This is a genomic window from Methylorubrum podarium (assembly GCF_022179745.1).
In the GTDB taxonomy this organism is placed as follows: domain Bacteria; phylum Pseudomonadota; class Alphaproteobacteria; order Rhizobiales; family Beijerinckiaceae; genus Methylobacterium; species Methylobacterium podarium.
This window is the reverse complement of the sequence record NZ_BPRD01000045.1, coordinates 1-5,405: the sequence shown is the minus strand read 5'-3', so window position 1 is coordinate 5,405 and position 5,405 is coordinate 1. Positions and strand designations below refer to the sequence as shown.

Here is a 5,405-nt window from a genome sequence, read left to right as displayed (position 1 = left end):
CCCGCCCGCGCCGCGCCGAGATAGAGGAAGATCACCTCGGCGCTCTTCTCGACCTGCACCGCGACCCGGTCGCCCAGCACGCCGAGCAGCGCACCGCCGGCGAGGTTCGCGGCGAGGAAGGCGACGGAGCCGCAGAGCCGGATGCGGGCGTAGTCGATCCGCTTCGAGCGGCGGGCGGCGGCGAGCGTCAGGAAGTCGATGCTCGGCACCAGCGGGGCCTGCGCTACCGCGTTCGCGACGATCAGAAGGCCGAGCAGGGCGGCTGCGACGGCGGCCGCCGCCGGCATCAGCGCGTAGGTGAGCGCCAGGGTGAGGCTGCCGGCGACGAGCAGCGTGCGCGGGCGCACGCCGCGATCGATCAGGCCCATCAGGGGCCGCGTGGCGACGACCTTCGTCGCGATCGGCAGCGCGAGCAGCAGCCCGATCAGCCCGGCATCGAGCCCGAGCGCGCCGAGCCACACGGGCATGAACGGCATGGCGATGCCGATCTCCACGAAGACCACGGCGTAGAGGAGGCCGAGCCGGACGGGATCGGGCTCGGCGGTCGGAGCTGTGCGTGTCACGGGATCGCGGCGAGGCGGGCCGCCCCTCTCATCGGCAGAAAACGTCGCGCGGCGGGGCGAAGCGCGGAAAAGCGTAAGTCGCCGTTAAAGCGCGGCTGTCAATCTCACATCGACCGTCAATCGTCGCGGCACGCCTCGCGGGGGTGCCGAGTCCGCGCGGGGTGTGATGTCGAGTTCCCGTTCCCTGACGCCGCTGGACGCGTCGCAATACGATGCCATCGAGGACGCCGTCCGGGAAACCGAGCGGGGCCGGTGGTTTCTGACCGAGTACGCTCGTCGCAACCGCAACGCCGACACCGAGGTGCTGCTGGACGCGATCCGGCGCATCGAGAACGTCGTCACGACGGACCGGCCGGACGATGTCGGGCGCTTCCGCGGCGACCTGATGGAGATGGCCGACGCCATCGCCCGCACCCGCGCCGAGGTGGCCGCGCTCTCCGCGCCCGAACAGGGCGAGAGCCGTCTCACCGTGGCGTCGGAAGCCCTCGACGCGATCGTGCGCGCCACCGAGCGGGCGACCTCCGACATCCTCAGCGCCGCCGAGGAAGTGCAGGAAGCCGCCTGGACCCTGCGCGAGACCGGGGCCGATTCCGCGCTGTGCGACGCCCTCGACCGGCACGCCACGCAGATCTACACCGCCTGCTCGTTCCAGGATCTGACCGCGCAGCGCACGAGCCGCGTGGTGCATACCCTGCGCTACCTCGAGAACCGCATCGCCTCGATGATCGGAATCTGGGGCAATCCCGACGATGCGGTGCCGTCCCTCGATCCGGACGCGCACGCGGCCGCCGCCCCCGCCGCCCTCGATCAGAACGACGTCGACCGCTTCCTCGACATGGAAGGCCCGGTGCCCGCGCCGGCCAGGTCCGTCCTGCCGCCGCTGCCGGCGGTCGCGCTCGACGACGATCTCGCCTTCCTGCCGGAAAGCCCCGTGCAGGACGAGCCCGCGCACGAGGAGGCTCCCGCCGAGCCGGCCTCTCCGGCCATGCGCCTCGCCGACGCGATCTCGGCCGACCTCGCCGCCTTGAACACGCTGACCGTCGATGACGGGGACGCCGTCGCGGCGGACGAGCCGGCCCCGGAGGCCGAACCGGTGCTCTTCGCCCCGGAGCCGGCCGAGGCGGCGATCGAAGCGGACGAGGCGGAGATCGTCTTCGAGGTCGTGCCGCAGGTCGAAGACATCGACGACGCCGAGACGGCCGGCGCGTTCGAGCCGGAGCAAGCGGAGATCGCGTTCGAGCTCGTGGCGGACGTCGAGGAGGTCGAGGACGCCGAGATCGCCGAGGCGATCGAGCCGGCGGCCGAATTCGCCGTTCCGGCGGAGACCGAAGCGGTCATGCCGGCGGCCGGGCCCCTGGTCGTCGCTATCGTGGAGCCGGCGGACGCGGATGATCTCGCCGCCGCCTTTCCCGATCTCGATACGCTGAGCATCGAGGAGAAGATCGCGCTGTTCGCCTGACGGCGCGGCAGCCGGGACCGATGCGGCGCGTCATGCCGCATTGGCCCATTCCAAAACCGGCGGCCACTTTCCGGGCCGATGCCTTATACGGGCCCGCGTCATGGCCCTGCATCTTCTGAAATTGTGCGTCGGCCCCTCCTCGATCGAGGAGTTGGAGGCGCGGATCGCCCACAACCGGGCGGAAGCCCTGCGCCTCGGCCAGGAGCCGGTGACGGCGCACGTCACCCGCATGTTCCCCAAGCGGGCGCGGGCGATCGCCGAAGGCGGCTCGATCTACTGGGTGATGAAGGGGACGCTGACCTGTCGTCAGCCGATTCGCGCCATCGAGCCGATCACGGGAAGCGACGGGATCGATCGATGCCGCCTCGTCCTCGATCCGGCGGTGACGCCGGTCTCGCCGCGCCCCTGCCGCCCGTTCCAGGGCTGGCGCTACCTGGAGGCCCGCGACGCGCCGTCGGATCTCGATCGGGCCAGTGCCGGCGAGGTCGCCGAGATGCCCGAGAGCCTGCGACGCGAACTGGTCGCGCTGGGATTGATCTGAGGCCGCCCGATGCGCTCGGCACGGCGGCCGGGATGGCCCCGCTCCGGAGGGTGCGAGGCCGTGTCGGTCAGGCCGCTTCCTTCAGTCGCACGGCGGCCGGGGTGATCCCGAAGCGGTCGGCGAGGTGCCAGCGCAGTTCGCGCGGGGAGTGATACTCGTAGGAAGGGTCGATGAGGTGGCTGAGGTCGGCCTGCGCGTTGCGCGCCTGCGTGTCGACCAGGCTGCCCACCCGGAAGGTCGCCGCGTTGGTCACGGGCGAGATGGCGCTCACGTGGCGCCGGAATTCGAACATCATGGCTTTTCTTCTTTCTCGCCGGATCCCGCGCCACTTGTCGGCGTGGCCGGCGTCGTTTCTGGTTGTTTTGGGTGTCGGCGGCGCCCGCCGTGAGGCAACCCTGGAAACGCGTTCCAGGGGCCTGCGGCCGGTGGGTGCCGCTTCGTTGTTCAGATGCGCGGTCGGGCCGGCTCAACACCGGCCCCGAGGCAATCAGACCGCCTGGAGGTTGCCGGCCGCGTCCTTGCCGCTGCGCTTGTCGGTCAGAACCTCGTAGGAAACCTTCTGGCCCTCGACGAGGTTGCGCAGGCCGGCGCGCTCGACGGCGGAGATGTGGACGAACACGTCCTTGCCGCCGTTATCCGGCTGGATGAAGCCGTAGCCCTTGGTCTCGTTGAACCACTTAACAGTCCCAGTATCCACGAATAGTTCCTTCGTTCTTCACACGCCACGCGCAAGCATCTGCTCGAAGCGAGCACGTGGCAGCGTCCGCCGATTTTGCGGGATGACGGGCCGTATGCGGATGGATCGAAGCCTTTCGCTTCGCCGCGCCCGTCGAAACACTATGTAGGCCGCCGATGCGGCCTTAACAAGGCGGAATGGGAGGCGGTCGTCGCGGAGCCTCGCGCGGGGGCCCTGAGCGGGGCCCGAAGGACCGCTTCCGCCACCCTGTGACCCACCCTGTGACAAAGCCCGGAGCCGGTGCATATATGACCGTCAATCCAGGCGGTTACGAGGCCGCCCTCAAGGCAGTTCAGTCAGGCGGTTCATGGCGGGCATCTCGGTTTCCCTCGAAGGCGCGAACATCCAGCTCTCGTTCCAGAAGGACGACCAATCGACGGCGGTGGTGATGGATGCCCGCGCCGCCCGCGCCCTCGTGCGCGCCGTCGGCCAACTCCTTACCGCCATCGACGACGACGGCGAGGTGGATCTGCCCGACGAGAACAGCGACGAGGAAGTCGCCATGCTCGACGTGACCTCGTCCGCCATCGAGGTCGGGACCGACGAGCAGGGGCAGGCCGTGGTCGCCCTGCAGGCCGGCGCGCTGCCGCCGTTCCAGCTCCGCCTGACCGACGAGGAGGCTCGCCACGTGGCCTCCAGCCTCAGCGAGATCCTGGCCGCGCCGCGGGACGTGCGCACCTCCCACGGCGGCCATTGAGGGCTTTCGACGCCGCGGTCTGCCCGATCGGATCGGGCGTGTGATCCACGTCTCGGGAGGCGGGGGCGACTGCGCGGCCGAGTCGTGCGCGCGGCGTCCGCACGCTGCGACGCTCGATCCGCGCGGAGGCAATCACAATTCGTGGAGAGTGGCACGAAGCCGTCGATGGCCGCTTCGGGCGTCGGGCGGTTGCCGAGGCGGCGTCTCGGCGCTGGCACGGGGGGGCTTCGTGAGCCGAAACGCCTTCGACGGCAGTGAAAGGCGGACGATGCAACGGTGAGCGGCTGCGCCTCGACGAGCGTGGCGCAGCCTGGGCATCGGTTCAGAGCCGGATGCCAGGATCCGTCGGCCCGCCGGGCAGGTAATCCGGTTCGGAGCCCGGTCCGCGAGGCTCGTCGATGCTCGGATCATCGACCGGATAGGGCGTGCGCGGGCCGGTCGGGCCGATATCGGGCTGATCGTCGGGCTGCGGCGGCGGCGGCAGATCGCCGGGGATCTGTCCGCCGGGGGTGGGTTCGGGGGTCGGGACGCCGGGATTGGCCATGGACCGCCTCCTTCGCTGGATTGGGAGAGTGGCGGTCCAACACATGCCCTCCGGTCCGGTTCCGTTCCTCCCTCGTCTCCCTTCTCCCGTCGTGCGACGCCGTGACGGATGCCGGAACCTCGCCGGGAGCGATCGGTTGGCCCGGCAATCCCCCGACACAGACGGAGCGAATGCATGCCCGATATCGGAGAGGCGAAGATCCTCATCGTCGCCACCGACGGCTTCGAGGAGAGCGAGCTGACGGTGCCGCAGGCCAAGCTCAAGCAGGCCGGTGCCACGGTCACCGTGGCGAGCCCGCAATCGCGCCAGTCCAAGGCGACGATCCGCGGCTGGGACAAGACCGATTGGGGCAAGGACGTGCCGGTCGATCTCGACCTCGAGAGCGTGAACCCCGAAGACTACGACGCCCTGGTGCTGCCCGGCGGGCAGATCAACCCTGACAAGCTGCGCCTCGAGCCGAAGGCGCTCGACGTGGTGCGCGCCTTCCTCACCTCCGGAAAGGTCGTCGCCGCGATCTGCCACGGACCCTGGCTGCTGATCGAGACCGGCGCGGTCAAGGGACGCACCGTGACCTCGTTCGCCTCGATCAGGACCGACGTGATCAACGCGGGCGGAAACTGGCAGGACAAGGAGGTCGTGACCGACGGCGGCATCATCACCAGCCGCAATCCCGGCGATCTCGACGCCTTCTGCGCCAAGATCGTCGAGGAGGTGAAGGAAGGCCGCCACGAGCCGCGCCAGCTCGCCGCCTGATCCGACGTCCGACGGATTGGTTCGGTCTCACCTCCGTCATTGCGAGGCGAAGCCGAAGCAATCCAGGGCACGCCATCTCCGGACAGGGCGCGCTCTGGATTGTACGTTGAGT

General features: G+C 69.8%; 8 protein-coding genes. 4 read left to right on the top strand and 4 right to left on the bottom strand.

What is annotated here, in order from left to right:
- Nucleotides 1–563: MFS transporter (locus MFF42_RS02315; RefSeq protein ID WP_238254344.1), on the bottom strand; the 563-nt coding region annotated here is incomplete at its 3' end.
- 166 nt (nt 564–729) lie between these two features.
- On the opposite strand from MFF42_RS02315, the gene MFF42_RS02310 reads away from it, so the two are divergent.
- Complete coding sequence (locus MFF42_RS02310) at nt 730–2,022, top strand: hypothetical protein (protein WP_238254343.1); 1,293 nt, start codon at nt 730–732, stop codon at nt 2,020–2,022.
- A gap of 100 nt (nt 2,023–2,122) precedes the next feature.
- Nucleotides 2,123–2,563 (top strand): DUF1489 family protein, encoded by a 441-nt coding sequence (locus MFF42_RS02305; protein WP_238254342.1) that lies wholly within the window; start codon nt 2,123–2,125, stop codon nt 2,561–2,563.
- 67 nt (nt 2,564–2,630) lie between these two features.
- Here the strand turns inward: MFF42_RS02305 and MFF42_RS02300 are convergent, their stop codons facing one another.
- Complete coding sequence (locus MFF42_RS02300) at nt 2,631–2,858, bottom strand: AsnC family transcriptional regulator (protein ID WP_238254341.1); 228 nt, start codon at nt 2,856–2,858, stop codon at nt 2,631–2,633.
- 192 nt (nt 2,859–3,050) lie between these two features.
- The gene (locus MFF42_RS02295) at nt 3,051–3,260 is read right to left on the bottom strand and encodes a cold-shock protein (RefSeq protein ID WP_009866236.1); all 210 of its coding nucleotides are present in this window, start codon (nt 3,258–3,260) and stop codon (nt 3,051–3,053) included.
- Nucleotides 3,261–3,606: 346 nt separating this feature from the next.
- On the opposite strand from MFF42_RS02295, the gene MFF42_RS02290 reads away from it, so the two are divergent.
- The gene (locus MFF42_RS02290) at nt 3,607–3,996 is read left to right on the top strand and encodes a hypothetical protein (protein WP_238254340.1); all 390 of its coding nucleotides are present in this window, start codon (nt 3,607–3,609) and stop codon (nt 3,994–3,996) included.
- A gap of 322 nt (nt 3,997–4,318) precedes the next feature.
- On the opposite strand, the gene MFF42_RS02285 is transcribed toward MFF42_RS02290, so the two are convergent.
- Nucleotides 4,319–4,540: a hypothetical protein gene (locus MFF42_RS02285; RefSeq protein WP_238254339.1), complete on the bottom strand. Its 222-nt coding sequence runs from the start codon at nt 4,538–4,540 to the stop codon at nt 4,319–4,321.
- Between the two features lie 174 nt (nt 4,541–4,714).
- Here MFF42_RS02285 and MFF42_RS02280 point away from each other — a divergent pair, with 174 nt between their 5' ends.
- A complete protein-coding gene (locus MFF42_RS02280; protein WP_238254338.1) occupies nt 4,715–5,293 on the top strand; it encodes a type 1 glutamine amidotransferase domain-containing protein in 579 nt (192 codons plus the stop codon).
- Nucleotides 5,294–5,405: the final 112 nt, after the last annotated feature.